Here is a 19,009-nt window from a genome sequence, read left to right as displayed (position 1 = left end):
AGCGCTTCCCGTCGCGGCTCAGCCCCTCTCGTCGGCCCCGCCGGCCCCGTCGGTCCCGTCCGGCTCCGCCAACTCCAGCATCTGGGCCGCCTCCGCCCGGCGCGCCCGTACGGTGTCGTCCCCGTCCCCGACCGCCCCGTAGGCCGCCAGCACGCCACGCGCGCGTGCCGCCGCCCGGTCGGGGCGGCCCAGGTCGGCCTCCAGCCAGCCGGCCGCGAGTTCGGCGCCGGTACGGCTGTGCAGGGCGCCCTCGCCCAGCGTGGCGTACACCGCGATCGCCCGGTTCATCTGGACCAGGGCCGCCTCGAAGGCGTCCCGGATCCCCGTGTCCTCGGCCTCCTCCGGCACCGAGCGGGCCAGGAGGTCGCCGAACTGCCGGTGGGTGTTCGCCAGTTCGGCGACGAGCCGCTCTTCCGCCGCAGGGTCCTCGGCCGCCTCCACGGCGGCCTCGCACGCGCCCACCGCCTCCGCCATCAGCGCCCGCGCCCCCTGAAGCCCCGGCTCCCCGCGCAGCGCCAGCCAGGCGCGGGCGCGCAGCGCGCGGACCAGGAAGTGGACGTTGCCGAGCGAGCGCCACAGCTCGCCCGCGCGCGTGTAGGCCCGGTCCGCCTCGGCCGGCAGCCCGGCGTTGCCGAGGGACTCGGCGGCGAGGTGCGCGAGCGTGGCGTGATCCTGCTGGTCGGGCCAGTGCCGGGCGGTCTCGGCGGCCTGGAGCCGGCGTTCGGCGGCCGCGCGGTGCTCGCCCAGCTCGTTCAGACAGTCCCCGAGCCACCACTGCGTCTGCACGATCGCGCCGTCGCCGTGCGTCTCGGCGTTCAGGTCGGGCAGCGCCGACTCCAGCACCTCGGCCGCCTCGGCCCAGCGCCCCTGCCGCAGCAGGAAGCCGCCCAGCTGGTGCCGCGCCCAGGCGCCCAGCGTGGCCCCCTCGCCCGCCTCGTCGGACCAGTGCGCCGCCTCCAGGGCGTGCTCCGCCGCCTCCCCGGCGTCCCCCCGGCCGCCGACCACCTCGGCGAGCTGGAGGTGCAGTTGCGCCCGCCCGATCGGCTCCACCTGGTCCCCGTGCTCCAGGGCCGCCCGCAGCGCCCGCTCGGCCGCCGCCAGGTCGCCGAGGTGATGGGCGAGTGCGGCCACCCGCACCTCGTACTCCACCGCGAACCACGGCAGGCCCGCCCCCACGAACTCGGCCGCGGCCCGCGCGAACAGCTCCACCGCCCGCTCGACGTCCCCGGTGAGGTCGGCCAGCTCCGCGAGCATCGCGCGCGCCTCGGCGGTCCGGGCCACCAGCCGCACATCGCCTCCGTCGCGCCCGTCGACGAGCGCCAGCAGCTCGCGTACGGCCCGCTCGGCGCCCACGACGGCCTCCGCCGCGTCCCCGGTGCCCTCGGACCCGCCCCGCTCCCCGGCGTCCCCCACGGCCTCGTGCACCCGCCGCATCAGGATCCGCGCCCGGCTCATCAGCACCGACGCCGTCTGCCGCACACCGGTGCCGTCCCCGGCGTACAGCGCGAGGACGCCGTCGTACAGCCTGCCGACCGCAGCCAGCGCCTCCTCGACCTCGCCCGCCAGGGCACGTACGTACGCCCCACGCGCGCGTGCCGCCAGCGCCTCCCCGAGGTCGCCCGCCCGCGCGTACCACTCGGCGGCACGCTCGAACAGGGCGGCGCCCTCCGGGCCGCGTCCCATCGCCTCATGGTCGACGATCTCCGCACGGTCGCGGGCGTCCAGCTCCACGCCCTCGGCGGCCCGTGAGACCGCCGCCCACGCCTCCAGGGCGTGCGGTCGCAGACCGTCCGACAGCCGGCGCGCGCCGGCCAGCAGCGCGGCCAGGTCCGCGGACTCCTCCGCGGCCGCCGGGGCCGGGGCCGCCACGACCGGGGCCGTCACGGGCCGCGCCGTGCGCACACCGAGCGGCAGCCGCTCCACCAGCGGGCCCTGCGCCATCCGCGCGCGGACCCGCTCGCCGACGTACGTCGTACCGTTGCGCCGGTCGAACCGCGCCGCCAGCTCCAGGGCCTCCCCGCGCGCGTGGGCGGCCAGCTCACCCGCCGTCCAGTCCTGCCCGGCTGGTCCGGTCACCCGCTGCCCGCCCAGCCCCAGCCCGGTCAGCCGGTCCATCAGCAGCGTCACCGCGGCCATGAAGTCCAGCCGGCTGCGCGGATGGCCGGCGTCCGTGAAGTACGCCGGCCGCTCGGCGAGCAGTTCCAGCCCGCGCGCCTCGTTCCCGGTCAGCGCACAGAACTCCACGTGGTCCGCGTACGCGCCCCGCATGCTCTCCATGGGCCGCACCAGCCGGAAACCGCGCAGATGGTGGGCCCGGGCCTCCTCCAGGCGCCCCAGGCGCAGCAGCGGCGCCAGCGAGGAGGCGAGGACGGTGTGCGGCTCGTGGGCGCAGCTGTACTCGCCCTCCAGCACCGGCCGCCACAGCTCCAGCGCCTCGGAGTCCCGGCCCCGCTTCACCTGCCACATGCCCTGCCCGTGCAGCTCACAGGCGTGGCAGTCGGCCATCCGGTCCCGGTCGGCGGCCAGCCAGGCCGCGTACGCCCGCTCGGCCCGCGCCAGGTCCCCGATGTGCGCGGCCACGCTCAACTCGGCCCCGCGCACCGCCCGTTCGGTGTGTCCGGCCAGCCGGTAGCGGTGCTCCATCTCGGCGAGCCACTTCTCGATGGAGGCCAGCGGGATGTGCGGCTGGTCCAGCATGCCGGCCGACATCCACTTGAAGACCCAGTGCAGCGAATGCGCCTCGTACTCGTCGAAGTCCTCGGGCCGCTCGTCCCACATGCGCAGCAGCCGCGCGAACGGGACGAACATCTTGTCCTTCTCGGAGCTGTAGTTGTAGACCTTCAGCTGGTGCCCGAGCGCCTCGATGACGGCCAGGGGTATGTTCAGCCGCTCGGCCTGCGCCAGCAGCTGTTCCGCGCGCGCGTTGCGGGCCGGGCCCTCCGGCTGCTCGGAGTTCTCCGCCATGGCCCGGCGCAGCGCGTCGAGGTCGGTGATCTCGGCGAACCCGCTCATCAGCGGTCTTCCTCCCCGTGTGTGGCCCACTCCAGGAGGCCGATGAACGCCCGGTTGAGCAGCGCGGAGTCCGCGGGCCGCAGCGGCCGCTGCGCCATCAGCAGCGCCTGCCCGTACAGCGACTCCGTCGCGGTGCCGATCAGCTCGGGGTCCTTCAGGGAGCTGATCCGCCGGACGAGCGGGTTGAGGTGGTTGAGCACCAGACGCGCGCGCGGGGCGCTGCCGCGCAGCGATCCGAGGATCCCCGACCACAGGTCGTCGGCCTGCTCCTCGGCCTGCGCGCGGGCCTGCTCGTGCCGGGCCGCCCGGTCGTCCAGGTGCAGCGCGGGCACCGAGAGGGGATGGAAGGCACGCAGGACGACGTCACAGCCCAGGGGATCGAGTTTCGCCCGCGCGGCCGCCAGGAAGCCGGACAGCGCCAGCTCCTCGGCCGCGTCGACCGCGTCCAGATGGGCGGTCACGGTGTCCGCGTCCAGCTCGGCGACCACCGTCCCCGGGCGTACCGCCGGCAGCGCCTCGACCAGCTCGCTGTCGTAGGTGTAGCCGCCGTTGACGACGCCGACGCCCTGCGCGGAGGCGATCGGCGCGACCTGCCGGTACTCCTCGACCGTCCGGGTGAAGTGCACCACCGGGTGCCGCTGCGCGAACTCCTCCAGGGACAGCTGCCCGTCGCTCGTCTCGAACGGGAGCCACGGCAGCATCGTGCGCAGCATCTCCTTGTCGTGCCGCGCCAGGGACTTCACGCCCAGGTGGTGCACCGACAGGAAGGCCGCGAGCCGCTCCGGGTCCCCGGCGGCGAGCCCGGTCAGCCACGACCGGATCCGCTCGCCGAGCGCCTCGCGCACGGCGGCCAGCGTCTCGTCCTCGTACAGCGACTCGCGTGAGGCCGTGGGCCGCAGGCTGTCGGTGTCCAGCACACAGCGCACGAAGAACGCCCAGTCCGGCAGCAGCTGTTCGGCCCGCTCGGTCAGCAGCATGCCCTTGAGGTGCACCCGGTGGGTGGCGCGCTGGGCCGGGCTGACCGCCGAGGGCAGCACGTAGGCCACCCCGCGGATGCCGGCCAGCGGCACGTTCAGCTCGATCGAGTCCAGCGGCGTGAACCCGAACAGCTCGTGGCAGTGCCGGGCCAGCGCGACCCGGCGGGTGGCGGGCGAGGGGTAGGGCCGGTCCCAGGGCGCCGGCAGGTCGGTGACGGCCTCGTCGCCCACCCGGACGTCGTACGGCAGCAGCGAGCCGAAGTCCCGCGCCAGCGCCAGCACCCGCGCCCCGGCGAGCCACTCGGCCGCGCCGGCCCGGGCCACCAGGTGCACGGTGGTGCCCGGTTCGGGCCGCGCCTCGTCAGGCAGGACGCGCACGGTGTACGAGCCGTCGTCGCGCGCCGTCCACTCCACGGGCGGCGCACCCGGCGTACGGGCGCTGCGGCTGACCACCCGGATCCGCTCGGCGACGACGAAACAGGCCAGCAGCCCGATGCCGAACTGGCCGAGGAAGTCGGAGCGGGCCTCCTGCAGCCCCTCCGCCCGTTTGGAGCTGCGGCCGATGGTCGCCAGCAGGTCGTGCACGTCCGACTCGGTGAGCCCGACGCCGCTGTCCTCCACGCGCAGGGTGCCGTCGGCCGCGTACAGCCGCACCTTCGCGGGGGCGCCCGGATCCTCCGCCCGCCGGGCGGTGATCGCGTCCACGGCGTTCTGCAGCAGCTCCCGCAGGTAGACCTTCGGGCTGGAGTAGAGGTGATGGGAGAGCAGGTCCACCAGACCGCGCAGGTCGACCTGGAACGTATGAGGTGTCTGGGGTGCCTGGGATGACTGTGAGGTCTGGAAGTCCATCGTCGCAGCGCCGCCGGTGGGGGGGACTTCGCGACAGCGCGGGGTCGGGCGGTCCCTTGATGGGGAGGTGACCGCGGAAGGATCAGCCGGAGCGCGCCATCCTAGGCCCGGAACAGCGCGCCTGACCAGGGGCTTCGAGAGACCCGATACGCCGGGTCCGGTGGAGGTCTACGGCATTGTCAGTGCCGTGGTGTGCAATGGATCTCGTGCCCGCACTGGAAGAACCACTGAAACAGCCGCTGAAGTCAGTGCTCGGCCCCGCCACCGCGAAGGTGATGGCCGAGCACCTCGGCCTGCACACCGTCGGCGACCTGCTGCACCACTATCCGCGCAGATACGAGGAGCGCGGCCAGCTCACCCACCTGGCCGACCTCCCGATGGACGAGCACGTCACGGTGGTCGCCCAGGTGGCCGACGCCCGGCTGCACTCCTTCGCCTCCGCCAAGGCCCCGCGCGGCAAGGGCCAGCGGCTGGAAGTCACCATCACCGACGGCAGCGGCCGCCTCCAACTGGTCTTCTTCGGCAACGGCGTGCACAAGCCCCACAAGGATCTGCTGCCGGGCACCCGCGCGATGTTCTCCGGCAAGGTCTCGCTGTTCAACCGCCGTCTGCAACTCGCCCATCCGGCGTACGAGTTGCTGCGCGGCGACAGCGAGGAGTCGGTCGAGACCTGGGCCGGCGCCCTGATCCCGATCTACCCCGCGACCGCCAAGCTGGAGTCCTGGAAGATCGGCAAGGCCGTCCAGACCGTGCTGCCCAGCGCCCAGGAGGCCCTGGACCCCCTTCCGGACTCCCTGCGCGAGGGCCGCGGCCTGGTCCCCCTGCCCGAGGCCCTCCTCAAGATCCACCGCCCGCAGACCAAGGCCGACGTCGCCGGCGCCCGCGACCGCCTCAAGTGGGACGAGGCCTTCGTCCTCCAGGTCGCCCTGGCCCGCCGCCGCCACACCGACGCCCAGCTCCCGGCGGTCGCCCGCCGACCGAAGCCGGACGGCCTCCTCACCGCCTTCGACGACCGTCTCCCCTTCACCCTCACCGAGGGCCAGCGGAAGGTCTCCGGGGAGATCTTCGACGACCTGGCGACCGAGCACCCGATGCACCGGCTCCTCCAGGGAGAGGTCGGCTCCGGCAAGACCCTGGTGGCCCTGCGCGCCATGCTCGCCACCGTCGACGCCGGCGGCCAGGCCGCGATGCTCGCGCCCACCGAGGTGCTCGCCCAGCAGCACCACCGCTCCATCGTCGAGATGATGGGCGAGCTGGCCGAGGGCGGGATGCTGGGCGGCACCGAGCACGCCACCAAGGTCGTGCTGCTCACCGGGTCGATGGGGGTCGCCGCACGCCGTCAGGCGATGCTCGACCTCGTCACCGGCGAGGCCGGCGTCGTGATCGGCACCCACGCCCTGATCGAGGACAAGGTCCAGTTCCACGATCTCGGCCTGGTCGTCGTCGACGAACAGCACCGCTTCGGCGTGGAACAGCGCGACGCCCTGCGCGGCAAGGGCAAGCAGCCCCCGCACCTGCTCGTCATGACCGCCACCCCCATTCCGCGCACGGTCGCCATGACCGTCTTCGGCGACCTGGAGACCTCGGTCCTCGACCAGCTCCCGGCCGGCCGCTCACCGATCGCCAGCCATGTCGTCCCGGCCGCCGACAAGCCGCACTTCCTGGCCCGCGCCTGGGAGCGGGTGCGTGAGGAGGTCCAGGGCGGCCATCAGGCGTACGTCGTCTGTCCCCGGATCGGCGACGAGGAGGACGACCCGAAGAAGTCCGGCAAGAAGAAGTCCCCGGAGGACGAGGCGGAGAAGCGCCCGCCGCTCGCGGTCCTGGACGTGGCCGACCACCTGGCGAATGGGCCCCTGCACGGCCTGCGCGTCGAGGTCCTGCACGGCCGGATGCATCCCGACGACAAGGACGCGGTCATGCGGCGTTTCGCCGCCGGCGACACCGACGTCCTGGTCGCCACGACCGTCATCGAGGTCGGCGTCAACGTCCCCAACGCCACCGCCATGGTGATCATGGACGCCGACCGCTTCGGCGTCTCCCAGCTCCACCAGCTGCGCGGCCGGGTGGGCCGAGGCTCGGCCCCCGGCCTCTGCCTCCTGGTCACCGAGATGCCGGAGGCCAGCGCGGCCCGTCAGCGCCTGGGCGCCGTGGCCTCCACCCTCGACGGCTTCGAACTCTCCCGCCTCGACCTCGAACAGCGCCGTGAGGGCGATGTCCTCGGCCAGGCCCAGTCCGGTGCCCGCACCAGTCTGCGGGTCCTGGCGGTCATCGAGGACGAGGAGATCATCGCCGAGGCGCGGGAGGAGGCGACGGCGGTGGTGGCGGCCGATCCGGAGCTGACCGGCCTCCCCGGCCTGCGGACGGCCCTGGACGCCCTCCTGGACGCGGAAAGGGAGCAGTACTTGGAAATGGGCTGAGTCGTACCCACCAGGGGCGCGGGGCCGCATCGATGTGCGGCTACCGCCGCGCGGGCGCGACCAGCCAAACTGGACCTGTAGCCGCCCACAACCGAGGAACCGAAGATGACCCGCGTGATCGCCGGCGCAGCCGGCGGACGTCGACTCGCCGTCCCGCCAGGCAACGGCACCCGCCCCACCTCAGACCGCGCACGCGAGGGCCTCCTCTCCACCTGGCAGTCCCTCCTCGGCGGCCCCCTCGACGGCGAACGAGTCCTCGACCTGTACGCCGGTTCGGGCGCGGTCGGCCTGGAAGCCCTCTCCCGTGGCGCGAGCCACACCCTCCTCGTCGAGGCGGACGCCCGCGCCGCGCGCACGGTCCGGGAGAACGTCAGAACCCTCGGCCTCCCCGGCGCCGAGGTGAGGTCAGGCAAAGCCGAACAGATCATCCAGTCGGCGCCCACAGCCCCGTACGACCTCGTCTTCCTGGATCCCCCGTACCGAGTCACAGATCACGATCTTCGCGAGATTCTCCTCACACTCCGCTCGGGGGGCTGGCTCGCGCCCCAGGCCCTCGTCACCGTGGAGCGCAGCACCAGAGGCGGCGAATTCCACTGGCCGGACGGCTTCGAGGCGATCCGGTCCCGTCGCTACGGCGAGGGAACGTTTTGGTACGGTCGCGCCGCCTCTACGTGCGAAGACGCACGATGACCGGACCGGAGAGCGAGGGACCACTAGTGCGCCGCGCCGTCTGTCCCGGGTCGTTCGACCCGATCACCAACGGACACCTCGACATCATTGCCCGAGCATCCCGTCTGTACGACGAGGTCTATGTCGCGGTGATGATCAACAAGGCCAAGAAGGGCCTGTTCGAGATCGACGAGCGGATCGACCTGATCCGCCAGGTCACCGCCGACTACGCCAACGTCCGGGTCGAGGCCTTCCACGGCCTCCTCGTCGACTTCTGCAAGCAGCGCGAGATCCCCGCCATCGTCAAGGGACTGCGCGCGGTCAGCGACTTCGACTACGAACTGCAGATGGCCCAGATGAACAACGGCCTGACCGGCGTCGAAACGCTGTTCGTGCCCACCAACCCCACCTACAGCTTCCTCTCCTCCTCCCTGGTCAAGGAGGTCGCGACCTGGGGCGGCGACGTCTCGCACCTGGTGCCGCCGCAGGTCCTGGAGGCCCTCGGCAAGCGCCTGCGCGGGGACTGACTCCCCAGGGACCGACAAGGACTACAGTCGTCCCGTCCGTCTCCAACACAGCTGTAGAGAGTGGCGAGCACAGGTGGACGTGCAGAAGAAGCTCGACGACATCGTCGCCGCGGTCTCCGGGGCCCGGTCGATGCCCATGTCGGCGTCGTGCGTGGTCAACCGCGCCGACCTGCTCGCGATGCTCGAAGAGGTGCGCCAGGCCCTGCCCGGCTCCCTCGCGCAGGCCCAGGAAGTGATCGGCGACCGCGAACAGATGGTCGAGCAGGCCCGCCAGGAGGCCGAGCAGATCATCCAGAGCGCGCACGCCGAGCGAGGGTCGCTGATCTCCGGCACCGAGGTCGCCCGCCGCTCCCAGGCCGAGGCCGACCGGATCCTCGCCGAGGCCCGCCAGGAGGCCGAGGAGATCCGCGCCGAGGCCGACGACTACGTCGACTCCAAGCTCGCCAACTTCGAGGTCGTCCTCACCAAGACCCTCGGCTCCGTCGGCCGGGGCCGCGAGAAGCTCCTCGGCACCGGCCCCGGACTGGACGAGAACGGCTACGAGGACGAGGACGCCCCCGAGCGCAGCCACGACCCGGAGACCCTGCGCCGCGACGCCGACTCCTACGTCGACGTCAAGCTGGGCGCCTTCGAGGCGGTCCTCGCCAAGACCCTGGAGGCCGTCGGCCGGGGCCGGCAGAAGCTGCACGGCCGGATCGCCTCCGACGACCTCGGCGCCCTCGCCGACGACACCACGACCTTCCAGCACTCCAGCGACGCCGACTACCTCGCCGACCTCGCGGCCCTGGCCGAGAAGGACACCGCGGCCGAGCAGGCGGCCCAGAACCAGGACTACGGCCAGCCGCAGCCGGCGTACGGGTACCAGCAGCAGCCCGACCCGTACTCCGGCGGCTACCAGCAGCAGCCCTACGGCCAGCAGGACGCCTACGGCTACCAGCAGGCCGATCCGTACGCCTACCAGGGCTACGACGCCCAGCAGCAGGCGTACGACCAGAACCAGGGGCACCACGGGCATCAGGACCAGCAGCAGCACCAAGCGCACCAGGCGCACCAGTCGTACGCCCTCGACGAGACCAGCCTCTTCGACACCGGCATGATCACGCCCGAGCAGCTGCGGGCCTACGAGCAGGGCCGCGGCCAGTAGAACCACCGGATTGGGCCGACAGCGAAAGGTCCAGTATCCTGGCTCTTCGGTCGCGAGTACGTCCGCGATCAGCGCTGCCCGGTGATACCTCCGAAGCGGCGTCCCTCTGAGCTAGAAGATCGAAAGCAGGAATGGCCTCCAACGCCCGCCTCGACCACCGCGACCCCTTCGTGTTCGACACACACGAGCTGGGTCGGCGTCCTGGTGCGTTGCAGCGCCTGACCCGCACGGTCGACGCCCCCCGGGACTTCGGTATCCAGGGAGTCATCGGAGTGCCGGAAGGCGCCCCGGTGGAGCTCGAACTCCGACTCGAGTCGGTCATGGAAGGGGTGCTCGTCACAGGCACCGCCCGTGCACAGGCCGAGGGGGAGTGCGTAAGGTGTCTGGAGCCGCTGGAGCAGGAGCTCGAAGCGGACTTCCAGGAGATGTTCTCGTACCCTGACGCCGACGACCGGGGCCGTGTGAAAGCGGAACCGGCCGACGACGCCGAGGAAGACGAGGACAGGCTCTTCATCGAGGACGGACTCTTCGACCTCGAACCAGTGCTGCGCGATGCGGTGGTGCTCGCACTGCCGATGCAGCCGGTGTGCCAGGAAGACTGCCCAGGTCTGTGCTCCGAGTGCGGGGCCCGGCTGGCGGACGACCCGGACCACCACCACGACGCCGTCGACATCCGTTGGGCGGCTTTGCAGGGACTCGCCGGCACCATGCAGGACGGCGAGAAGGACGAGATGAGCGGCGACGCGCCTCGATCAGCACGCGCCGCCGAGAAGCAGGAGAAGTAGCCGTGGCTGTTCCGAAGCGGAAGATGTCGCGCAGCAACACGCGCCACCGCCGGTCGCAGTGGAAGGCTGCGGTCCCCACCCTGGTTGCGTGCGAGCGCTGCCACGAGCCCAAGCAGCAGCACATCGCGTGCCCGTCTTGCGGCACCTACAACAAGCGCCAGGTCCTCGAGGTCTGAGCGGCTGGTGAGAGGCACTGTGTCCACGCCGAAGAAGAACTCAGCGGACAACACGGCCTCGTCCCACACGCTTCTGGAAGGGCGGCTCGGCTACCGGCTCGAGTCCGCCCTTCTGGTGCGCGCACTGACCCACCGTTCCTACGCGTACGAGAACGGCGGTCTGCCGACGAACGAGCGGCTGGAGTTCCTGGGGGACTCCGTGCTCGGCCTCGTCGTCACGGACACGCTGTACCGCACCCACCCCGACCTGCCCGAAGGCCAGCTGGCAAAGCTGCGGGCCGCGGTGGTCAACTCGCGTGCGCTCGCGGAGGTGGGCCGTGGGCTCGAACTGGGCTCCTTCATCCGGCTGGGCCGTGGTGAAGAGGGAACGGGCGGCCGGGACAAGGCGTCCATCCTCGCCGACACCCTGGAAGCGGTGATCGGCGCGGTCTATCTCGACCAGGGCCTCGACTCGGCGTCCGAGCTGGTGCACCGGCTCTTCGACCCGCTGATCGAGAAGTCCTCCAACCTGGGCGCCGGCCTGGACTGGAAGACATCCCTGCAGGAGCTGACCGCGACCGAGGGACTCGGTGTACCCGAGTACCTGGTCACGGAGACCGGCCCCGACCACGAGAAGACCTTCACTGCTGCCGCCCGCGTCGGAGGCGTCTCGTACGGCACCGGCACCGGCCGCAGCAAGAAGGAGGCGGAACAGCAGGCCGCCGAGTCCGCCTGGCGGTCCATCCGGGCCGCGGCGGACGAGCGAGCCAAGGTGGCGGCCGAGAAGGCCGCGCAGGACGGCGACCCGTCCTCCACCTCCACCTCCGCCTCCGCCTGACGAACAGCACACCCGAGCGCCCGTCCCCGTCCGGGGGCGGGCGCTCGGCTCATCCAGCGTCCTTACGGGGGTCAGATGCCCGAGTTGCCCGAGGTCGAGGTCGTACGACGCGGTCTGGAGCGGTGGGTCGCCCACCGTGCCGTCGCCGAGGTCGAGGTGCTGCACCCGCGCGCCGTACGCCGACACCTGGCCGGCGCCGACGACTTCGCGCACCGTCTCAAGGGCCACCGCGTCGGTGTGCCCAGCCGCCGGGGCAAGTACCTGTGGCTGCCGCTGGAGGACACCGACCAGTCGGTCCTCGCCCATCTCGGCATGAGCGGCCAGCTGCTGGTCCAGCCGCACGAGGCACCCGACGAGAAGCACCTGAGGATCCGTGTCCGGTTCGGCGACACGCTGACATCAGCCGCTGCCGCGGCGGGCGGCACCGAACTCCGTTTCGTCGACCAACGCACCTTCGGCGGGCTGTCCTTGCACGACAACACCCCCGACGGCCTGCCGGACGTCATCGCGCACATCGCCCGCGACCCGCTCGACCCGCTGTTCGACGAGGAGGCCTTCCACCAGGCCCTGCGCCGCAAGCGGACCACCATCAAACGGGCCCTGCTGGATCAGTCGTTGATCAGCGGAGTCGGCAACATCTACGCGGACGAGGCCCTTTGGCGCGCCCGCGTCCACTACGAGCGCCCCACGGCCGGTTTCACCCGGCCGCACACCGCCGAACTGCTGGGCCATGTGAGGGACGTGATGAACGAGGCGCTCGCGGTGGGCGGCACCAGCTTCGACAGCCTGTACGTCAACGTCAACGGCGAGTCCGGCTACTTCGACCGGTCGCTCGACGCGTACGGACGCGAGGGCCTGCCGTGCAAGCGGTGCGCCACTCCGATGCGCCGGCGCCCCTGGATGAACCGGTCCAGCTACTTCTGCCCGAAGTGTCAGAGGGCGCCGCGGCTGCTGTCGTAGCGCTCGCGGGCCGCCAGCACGTCGTCCATGGATCCCTCCACGAAGTGGATCAGGGCCAGCAGGCGCCGGGCCACCTCGCGGCCGAGGGGGGTCAGTTCGTAGTCCACGCGGGGCGGGTTCGTCGGCTGCGCCTCGCGGTGCACCAGACCGTCGCGCTCCAGCGCGTGCAGGGTCTGGGACAGCATCTTCTCGCTCACCCCGGCGACCCGGCGGCGCAGTTCGTTGAAGCGCAGCGTGCCCTCGTACAGCGCGCCGAGCGTCAGCCCGCCCCAGCGGCCGGTGACGTGCTCCAGCGTGCCCCGCGAGGGACAGGCCCTGGCGAACACGTTGTACGGGAGGTCCTGGTCCTCCACGCAGTCCTGGATGGGGTTCATCCCTCCACCGTACTTGAGCTCAGCGCTAACCGACAGATCGCGCTAACCGAAGGTTAGCGCGCGGAGGGTCCGGGAGAGGGCTCAGTAGCCGAAGTCCTGCGTCCACCAGGGGCCGCCCGAGCCGAAGTGGACACCGACGCCGAGGGTCTTGAAGTCGCAGTTGAGGATGTTGGCGCGGTGGCCGGGGCTGTTCATCCAGGCGTCCATCACGGCGGCGGCGTCGGCCTGGCCGCGGGCTATGTTCTCGCCGCCCAGGTCGGTGATGCCCGCCTTGGCGGCCCGGTCCCACGGTGTGTGGCCGTCCGGGTCGGTGTGGTCGAAGAAGCCCCGCGCGGCCATGTCGTCGCTGAAGGACTCCGCCAGCGAGGTCAGCGAGGAGTTCGCCGACAGCGCGCTGCAGCCGACCTTCGCCCGCTGCTCGTTCACCAGTTTGAGCACCTCGGCCTCGGCGGCGGCCGCCGAGGACACCGTCGCCGGCGCGGAGGTCTTCACCGGAGCCTTCGGGAGGGTGCGCGACGGCGTGCTCGCCGCGCTCGTCGGCTTCCCGGACGGCGTGAGCGTGGTCGCGGGCCCGGTGGACGGCGTCTTCGTCGGGGTGGCGGACGAGGCGGGGGAGGTGGAGGTGGAGGGCGCGGCGGACGGCGTCGGGGAGGCCGGGCGGTCGCTGTTGCGGCTGGTGGAGGACGAGCCGGTGCGGCTGTCGGCGTTGCCGGAGGTGCCGCCCTGCTCGGTGGCCGTGTTGCTGGGCGAGCCCGCGGCCTGTATTCGGTCACCGCCACTGGTGCTGGCCCCGCCGCCCAGCTTGTAGTTCTGCAGGCCCGGCACCACGCCCGCGGCCACCGCGACGGTGCCGATGGCCACGGCGGCGGAGACCCCCAGCAGCCCCGTGCGGACGGGCTTGGCGACCCGCTTCTTGCGCCGGCGGCCGCCATCGGGCCCGGAAGGACCAGGGAAGCCTCCCGGGGAACCGCCCCAGGATGCGCCCCCGGACCCGCCCGCCGGAGCGAACTCATCCGCGGCGAAGACGGCCGTGTCCCAGTCCCGGGCGCGGTCGCCGCCGTCCTGGGTCGCGTACAGATAGGCCGAACTCCGGGCGTTGGCCTCCGCGTACGCCTCCGGGTTCAGGTACGGGGCGATGCCCATGGTCGGCCGGCCGCCCGCGTGCGGGTCCCGCGCATGGCTCTCCGTGATGGAGTGCTGCCCCGGCGTGACGCCTGTGGCGCGGTCCGTGGCGGCGCGGCCGGCGGAGCGTCGGTGGCGTCCCATGTCCTTGCCCTCTTCCTCGTCTCGCGGTCGACCCGGGGCCCGTGCCCTGGTGGCCGATGGCTCCTCATGGTCAACCAGACTCACCCGATCGAGTGAGTTTCATATGAGATTCGTTGGGTGGGGACGGTACCGCATGCCGCTGGGGGAGGAAGTGGGCTGAGTGACTTCGGCCGGTTAGGTTGCACCCATGAGCGAGGATGTTCGACTGGTCGCCTGGGTGCGGGGACGCGTCCAAGGTGTGGGTTTCCGCTGGTTCACGCGCGCCAAGGCGCTGGAGATCGGCGGGCTGAGTGGTTTTGCTCTCAATCTGGGCGACGGCCGGGTGCAGGTCGTCGCGGAGGGGGCCCGCGAGGGGTGCGAGGGCCTGCTCGACTGGCTGCAGGGCGGCGACACGCCCGGGCAGGTCGACGGTGTCACCGAGATCTGGGACACACCTCGAGGCGGCTACGACGGCTTCGCCATCCGCTGAGTCCGCCCGCCGGATCCCCGCCCGCCGGAGCGGAGAGACCTGCCACCGGCAGCTGCCCGGAGCAGAAATGCCCTGGTGGTTGCCAAGAACCCCTTGCCGTGGCAGGCTCCGCGGGTAAATGATGATCGCCTCGCCCTGAGGGCCCCGCAGGAGCCGCAGCGTCGCCGTCCACCGGCCGCGCGCCCCCGGTTTGCCCGCCAATACAGGGCGTGATCGTGTTGACCGTCAAACTTTTTGGTGAGACGCTGAAAGCCCCGCGCACCTTAGCTGTTTGGCATGTAGCAATAGCAGAGCAACACTCGAGTGTGCCAAGCACCGCGGGTGCGAATCCCTCACGACCCACACCGCTTCGGTCGGTCACTCAGTGTGGAGGACCATCCATCATGGCAAAGGCGCTTCTCGGTTACGTCGGCGGCTCCGACCCTCGACTCCTCGCCGAGATGCGACGGCTCCAGCAGCGCGTCCAGGACCTGGAATCCGAGCTGGTACGGATCCAGGCGGAGAACGAAGCGCTGACGGCTGCCGCTTCTCACGACAGGATCATGGAGAGCATCGACGCACACCAGGCGGAGCCTGCGCTCACCTGATCACTGCATCGCTCCACGACAGCACAAGCAGTGGTTGGGCTGCCCGTAACAACCGCTCAGTTGTCAGATTTGCAAGGGACGCTTCGGCGTCCCTTCTTTCTTTCCCCCCGCATCCTTTCACCGTCTTTAACGTGTGGTGTGCCCTGCATGTTCAATGGCGAAACCGCGCGGTTGCGAGCGTTCATGGAGTGAGATAGCGGCGGACGGTAGAGTCCAGCGGCGTGCACCTCAAGGCCCTGACCCTCCGTGGGTTCAAGTCGTTCGCCTCGGCGACCACGCTCCGGTTCGAACCGGGGATCACGTGCGTCGTCGGACCGAACGGCTCGGGCAAGTCCAACGTCGTGGACGCGCTCAGCTGGGTCATGGGCGAACAGGGCGCCAAGTCGCTGCGCGGCGGCAAGATGGAGGACGTCATCTTCGCCGGCACCACCGGCCGCCCGCCGCTCGGCCGCGCCGAGGTGTCCCTGACCATCGACAACTCCGACGGCGCGCTGCCCATCGAGTACGCCGAGGTCACCATCACGCGGATCATGTTCCGCAACGGCGGCAGCGAGTACCAGATCAACGGCGACACCTGCCGGCTGCTGGACATCCAGGAACTCCTCTCCGACTCCGGCATCGGCCGTGAGATGCACGTCATCGTCGGCCAGGGCCAGCTCGACTCCGTCCTGCACGCCGACCCGATGGGCCGCCGCGCCTTCATCGAGGAGGCGGCCGGCGTCCTCAAGCACCGCAAGCGCAAGGAGAAGGCGCTGCGCAAACTGGACGCGATGCGGGCCAACCTCGCGCGCGTGCAGGACCTGACGGACGAGCTGCGCCGCCAGCTCAAGCCGCTCGGCCGCCAGGCGGCGGTCGCCCGCCGGGCCGCCGTGATCCAGGCCGACCTCCGCGACGCCCGGCTGCGCCTCCTCGCCGACGACCTGGTACGGCTGCGCGAGGCGCTGCGCACGGAGATCGCCGACGAGGCCGCGCTGAAGGAACGCAAGGAGGCGGCGGAGCAGGAGCTGAGGAAGGCGCTCCAGCGCGAGGCACTCCTGGAGGACGAGGTACGGCAGCTCGCACCGCGCCTGCAGCGGGCCCAGCAGACCTGGTACGAGCTGTCCCAGCTGGCCGAACGCGTGCGCGGCACGATCTCCCTGGCCGAGGCCCGGGTCAAGAGCGCCACCTCGGCGCCCCCCGAGGAGCGGCGCGGCCGCGACCCCGAGGACATGGAGCGCGAGGCCGCCCGGATCCGCGAGCAGGAGGCCGAGCTGGAAGCGGCCCTGGAGGCGGCCCAGCACGCCCTCGACGACACCGTCGCCCACCGGGCCGACCTGGAGCGTGAGCTGGCCGTCGAGGAGCGGCGTCTGAAGGACGTCGCCCGGGCCATCGCCGACCGCCGGGAGGGCCTGGCCCGGCTGAACGGCCAGGTCAACGCTGCCCGCTCGCGGGCCGGCTCCGCCCAGGCCGAGATCGACCGGCTGGCCGCCGCCCGGGACGAGGCCCAGGAGCGGGCCGTCACCGCCCAGGAGGAGTACGAGGCCCTCAAGGCCGAGGTGGACGGCCTGGACGCCGACGACGAGGAACTGGCCGGACGGCACGAGGGGGCCAGGCGGCAGCTGGCCGAGGCCGAGGCCGAGCTGTCCGCCGCCCGCGAGGCGGCCACCACGACCGAACGCCGCCGCGCCGCCACCCAGGCCCGCCACGAGACCCTCGCCCTCGGCCTGCGCCGCAAGGACGGCACCGGAATACTGCTCGGCGCCCGCGACAGCCTCACCGGAGTCCTCGGCCCGGCGGCGGAACTGCTGACGGTCACACCCGGCCACGAGGTCGCGCTGGCCGCGGCGTTCGGCGCGGCGGCGGACGCGATCGCCGTGTCGACCCCGGCCTCGGCGGCGGAGGCGATCAGACTCCTGCGCAAACAGGACGGGGGCAGGGCGGCCCTGATCCTGGCGGGGGCGCCCGAGCGGCCGGCGCCGCAGGACGGGCCGCCCGGCAGCGCGGGACCGTATCCGGTCGAGGCCCGGCAGCGGGGCGCGAGCGGCCACGACGAACCCGCGGGCACCGGATCGTCCGACACCCTCCGCGCGGCGCCGCGCCCCGCCGCCGAATTCGTCCGCGGCCCCGCCGAGCTGCTTCCGGCGGTCCGCCGCCTCCTGGAGGGCATCGCGGTCGTCGCCACCCTGGAGGACGCCGAGGCCCTGGTCCACGCCCACCCGGAGCTGACCGCCGTCACCGCCGAGGGCGATCTGCTCGGGGCCCACTTCGCGCACGGCGGATCGGCCGGCGCGCCGAGCCTGCTGGAGGTGCAGGCCTCGGTCGACGAGGCCGCCGCCGAGCTGGCCGAGCTGGCGGTGCGCTGTGCGGAGCTGGCCGAGGAGCAGCGGGCGGCGGCGCAGCGGCGTGCCGAGGCCGCCGCCCTCGTGGACGACCTCGCCGAGCGCCGCCGGGCCGCCGACCGGGAGAAGTCGGCCGTGGCCCAGCAGCTCGGACGGCTGGCCGGACAGGCCCGCGGTGCCGCAGGTGAGGCCGAGCGGTCCGCCGCGGCGGCGGCACGGGCTCAGGATGCGCTCGACAAGGCCGTACTGGAGGCCGAGGAGCTGGCCGAACGGCTGGCGGTGGCCGAGGAGATGCCGGTCGAGGAGGAGCCGGACACCTCGGTGCGCGACCGGCTCGCCGCCGACGGGGCCAACGCGCGCCAGACCGAGATGGAGGCGCGGCTCCAGGTCCGTACGCACGAGGAGCGGGTCAAGGGGCTCGCCGGGCGGGCCGACTCGCTGGACCGGGCGGCCCGCGCCGAACGCGAGGCACGCGCGCGTGCCGAACAGCGCCGTGCCCGGCTGCGGCACGAGGCGGCCGTGGCCGAAGCCGTCGCCTCCGGTGCCCGGCAGCTGCTCGCGCACGTCGACGTCTCCCTGGGCCGGGCCGAGCGCGAGCGGTCCGCCGCCGAGGCCGCCAAGGCGCTCCGCGAACGGGAACTGTCCGCCGCCCGCGGGACGGGACGCGAACTCAAGGCGGAACTCGACAAGTTGACGGATTCAGTCCATCGAGGCGAGGTACTCGGCGCCGAGAAGCGGCTGCGGATCGAGCAGCTGGAGACCAAGGCGCTGGAGGAACTCGGTGTGGAACCGGAGGGGCTCGTGGCCGAGTACGGCCCGCAGCAGCCGGTGCCGCCCTCGCTCCCCGCCGACGGCGAGGAGCTGCCCGAGGACCCGGACCATCCGCGCAACCGGCCGAAGGCGTTCGTGCGGGCCGAGCAGGAGAAGCGGCTCAAGGCCGCCGAGCGTGCCTACCAGCAGCTCGGCAAGGTCAACCCGCTCGCCCTGGAGGAGTTCGCCGCGCTGGAGGAACGGCACAAGTTCCTCAGCGAGCAGCTGGAGGACCTGAAGAAGACCCGTGCCGACCTGCTCCAGGTGGTCAAGGAGGTCGACGAACGGGTCGAGCAGGTCTTCACCGAGGCCTACCGGGACACGGCCCGTGAGTTCGAGGGCGTATTCGGACGGCTGTTCCCGGGCGGTGAGGGACGGCTGGTGCTGACCGACCCCGACAACATGCTCACCACGGGCGTGGACGTCGAGGCCCGGCCGCCGGGCAAGAAGGTCAAGCGGCTCTCCCTGCTGTCGGGTGGCGAGCGGTCGCTGACCGCCGTGGCGCTGCTGGTGTCGATCTTCAAGGCCCGGCCGAGCCCCTTCTACGTCATGGACGAGGTCGAGGCCGCGCTCGACGACACCAACCTTCAGCGGCTGATCCGGATCATGCAGGAGCTGCAGGAAGCCTCGCAGCTCATCGTGATCACGCATCAGAAGCGGACGATGGAGGTCGCCGACGCGCTGTACGGCGTCTCCATGCAGGGCGACGGTGTGTCGAAGGTCATCTCGCAGCGACTTCGGTAGCCGGCAGCTCCGGTAGCTCCCCGGTTTCTTCAAGAAATGAACACAACCTACCTCCGCGTATCTCCAAGCTCACATCACCACGCCCATTGACTTCGAAACTTGAAGGCA

General features: G+C 72.1%; 15 protein-coding genes. 11 read left to right on the top strand and 4 right to left on the bottom strand.

All coding sequences use genetic code 11. The annotated features are described in order from the left end of the window. Positions 1-18: 18 nt before the first annotated feature. A complete protein-coding gene (locus ACFYMM_RS22650; protein WP_388389316.1) occupies positions 19-3,012 on the bottom strand; it encodes a tetratricopeptide repeat protein in 2,994 nt (997 codons plus the stop codon). Further along, positions 3,012-4,838 (bottom strand): HSP90 family protein, encoded by a 1,827-nt coding sequence (locus ACFYMM_RS22645; RefSeq protein ID WP_388389314.1) that lies wholly within the window; start codon positions 4,836-4,838, stop codon positions 3,012-3,014. Before ACFYMM_RS22645 ends, ACFYMM_RS22650 begins: the two co-directional genes overlap by 1 nt. Positions 4,839-5,035: 197 nt before the next feature. Between ACFYMM_RS22645 and recG the strand changes: the two genes are divergently transcribed. The 8 genes from recG (at position 5,036) to mutM (ending at position 12,333) form a co-directional block, all read left to right on the top strand. Continuing rightward, a complete protein-coding gene (recG, locus tag ACFYMM_RS22640) occupies positions 5,036-7,255 on the top strand; it encodes an ATP-dependent DNA helicase RecG (RefSeq protein ID WP_388389312.1) in 2,220 nt (739 codons plus the stop codon). 105 nt (positions 7,256-7,360) lie between these two features. Next, positions 7,361-7,945: a 16S rRNA (guanine(966)-N(2))-methyltransferase RsmD gene (gene rsmD / locus ACFYMM_RS22635; protein ID WP_388389309.1), complete on the top strand. Its 585-nt coding sequence runs from the start codon at positions 7,361-7,363 to the stop codon at positions 7,943-7,945. A gap of 26 nt (positions 7,946-7,971) precedes the next feature. Continuing rightward, the gene (gene coaD / locus ACFYMM_RS22630) at positions 7,972-8,451 is read left to right on the top strand and encodes a pantetheine-phosphate adenylyltransferase (protein WP_388389566.1); all 480 of its coding nucleotides are present in this window, start codon (positions 7,972-7,974) and stop codon (positions 8,449-8,451) included. Positions 8,452-8,524: 73 nt separating this feature from the next. Continuing rightward, the gene (locus ACFYMM_RS22625) at positions 8,525-9,595 is read left to right on the top strand and encodes an ATP synthase F0 subunit B (RefSeq protein ID WP_388389307.1); all 1,071 of its coding nucleotides are present in this window, start codon (positions 8,525-8,527) and stop codon (positions 9,593-9,595) included. A 131-nt stretch (positions 9,596-9,726) separates the two neighbouring features. After that, positions 9,727-10,380, top strand: coding sequence for a YceD family protein (locus ACFYMM_RS22620; RefSeq protein WP_388389304.1), 654 nt, complete (start codon positions 9,727-9,729; stop codon positions 10,378-10,380). A 2-nt stretch (positions 10,381-10,382) separates the two neighbouring features. After that, positions 10,383-10,556, top strand: a complete 174-nt coding sequence (gene rpmF, locus ACFYMM_RS22615) for a 50S ribosomal protein L32 (protein ID WP_003951102.1) — start codon at positions 10,383-10,385, stop codon at positions 10,554-10,556. Between the two features lie 7 nt (positions 10,557-10,563). Then, the gene (rnc, locus tag ACFYMM_RS22610; protein WP_388389301.1) at positions 10,564-11,373 is read left to right on the top strand and encodes a ribonuclease III; all 810 of its coding nucleotides are present in this window, start codon (positions 10,564-10,566) and stop codon (positions 11,371-11,373) included. Between the two features lie 75 nt (positions 11,374-11,448). After that, positions 11,449-12,333 carry a bifunctional DNA-formamidopyrimidine glycosylase/DNA-(apurinic or apyrimidinic site) lyase gene (mutM, locus tag ACFYMM_RS22605; protein ID WP_388389299.1) on the top strand — a complete coding sequence of 295 codons (885 nt, stop codon included), beginning with the start codon at positions 11,449-11,451 and terminating at the stop codon, positions 12,331-12,333. Here mutM and ACFYMM_RS22600 read toward each other — a convergent pair. Next, entirely contained in the window at positions 12,306-12,707 is a 402-nt protein-coding gene (locus ACFYMM_RS22600; RefSeq protein WP_388389297.1) for a winged helix-turn-helix transcriptional regulator, read from the bottom strand. The genes mutM and ACFYMM_RS22600 overlap by 28 nt on opposite strands. A gap of 81 nt (positions 12,708-12,788) precedes the next feature. Next, a complete protein-coding gene (locus tag ACFYMM_RS22595) occupies positions 12,789-13,973 on the bottom strand; it encodes a CAP domain-containing protein (RefSeq protein ID WP_388389294.1) in 1,185 nt (394 codons plus the stop codon). A gap of 187 nt (positions 13,974-14,160) precedes the next feature. On the opposite strand from ACFYMM_RS22595, the gene ACFYMM_RS22590 reads away from it, so the two are divergent. The 3 genes from ACFYMM_RS22590 (at position 14,161) to ACFYMM_RS22580 (ending at position 18,901) form a co-directional block, all read left to right on the top strand. After that, positions 14,161-14,442, top strand: a complete 282-nt coding sequence (locus ACFYMM_RS22590) for an acylphosphatase (RefSeq protein WP_388389292.1) — start codon at positions 14,161-14,163, stop codon at positions 14,440-14,442. A 383-nt stretch (positions 14,443-14,825) separates the two neighbouring features. After that, on the top strand, positions 14,826-15,029 hold the full coding sequence (locus tag ACFYMM_RS22585; protein ID WP_055623302.1) for a hypothetical protein: 204 nt from the start codon (positions 14,826-14,828) through the stop codon (positions 15,027-15,029). Positions 15,030-15,250: 221 nt separating this feature from the next. Continuing rightward, entirely contained in the window at positions 15,251-18,901 is a 3,651-nt protein-coding gene (locus tag ACFYMM_RS22580; protein ID WP_388389290.1) for an AAA family ATPase, read from the top strand. Positions 18,902-19,009 lie beyond the last annotated feature (108 nt).

Source organism: Streptomyces sp. NPDC006739 (assembly GCF_042869815.1).
In the GTDB taxonomy this organism is placed as follows: Bacteria; Actinomycetota; Actinomycetes; order Streptomycetales; family Streptomycetaceae; genus Streptomyces.
Note: the sequence above shows the minus strand (reverse complement) of the source record. Positions and strands in the feature narration are given on the sequence as shown.

What these genes read in the sequence shown, in the direction of transcription:
- ACFYMM_RS22650 (WP_388389316.1), bottom strand. Translation starts at nt 3,012, where the DNA reads ATGAGCGGGTTCGCCGAGATCACCGACCTCGACGCGCTGCGCCGGGCC.
- ACFYMM_RS22645 (WP_388389314.1), bottom strand. Translation starts at nt 4,838, where the DNA reads ATGGACTTCCAGACCTCACAGTCATCCCAGGCACCCCAGACACCTCAT.
- recG (WP_388389312.1), top strand. Translation starts at nt 5,036, where the DNA reads ATGGATCTCGTGCCCGCACTGGAAGAACCACTGAAACAGCCGCTGAAG.
- rsmD (WP_388389309.1), top strand. Translation starts at nt 7,361, where the DNA reads ATGACCCGCGTGATCGCCGGCGCAGCCGGCGGACGTCGACTCGCCGTC.
- ACFYMM_RS22620 (WP_388389304.1), top strand. Translation starts at nt 9,727, where the DNA reads ATGGCCTCCAACGCCCGCCTCGACCACCGCGACCCCTTCGTGTTCGAC.
- mutM (WP_388389299.1), top strand. Translation starts at nt 11,449, where the DNA reads ATGCCCGAGTTGCCCGAGGTCGAGGTCGTACGACGCGGTCTGGAGCGG.
- ACFYMM_RS22600 (WP_388389297.1), bottom strand. Translation starts at nt 12,707, where the DNA reads ATGAACCCCATCCAGGACTGCGTGGAGGACCAGGACCTCCCGTACAAC.
- ACFYMM_RS22595 (WP_388389294.1), bottom strand. Translation starts at nt 13,973, where the DNA reads ATGGGACGCCACCGACGCTCCGCCGGCCGCGCCGCCACGGACCGCGCC.
- ACFYMM_RS22590 (WP_388389292.1), top strand. Translation starts at nt 14,161, where the DNA reads ATGAGCGAGGATGTTCGACTGGTCGCCTGGGTGCGGGGACGCGTCCAA.
- ACFYMM_RS22585 (WP_055623302.1), top strand. Translation starts at nt 14,826, where the DNA reads ATGGCAAAGGCGCTTCTCGGTTACGTCGGCGGCTCCGACCCTCGACTC.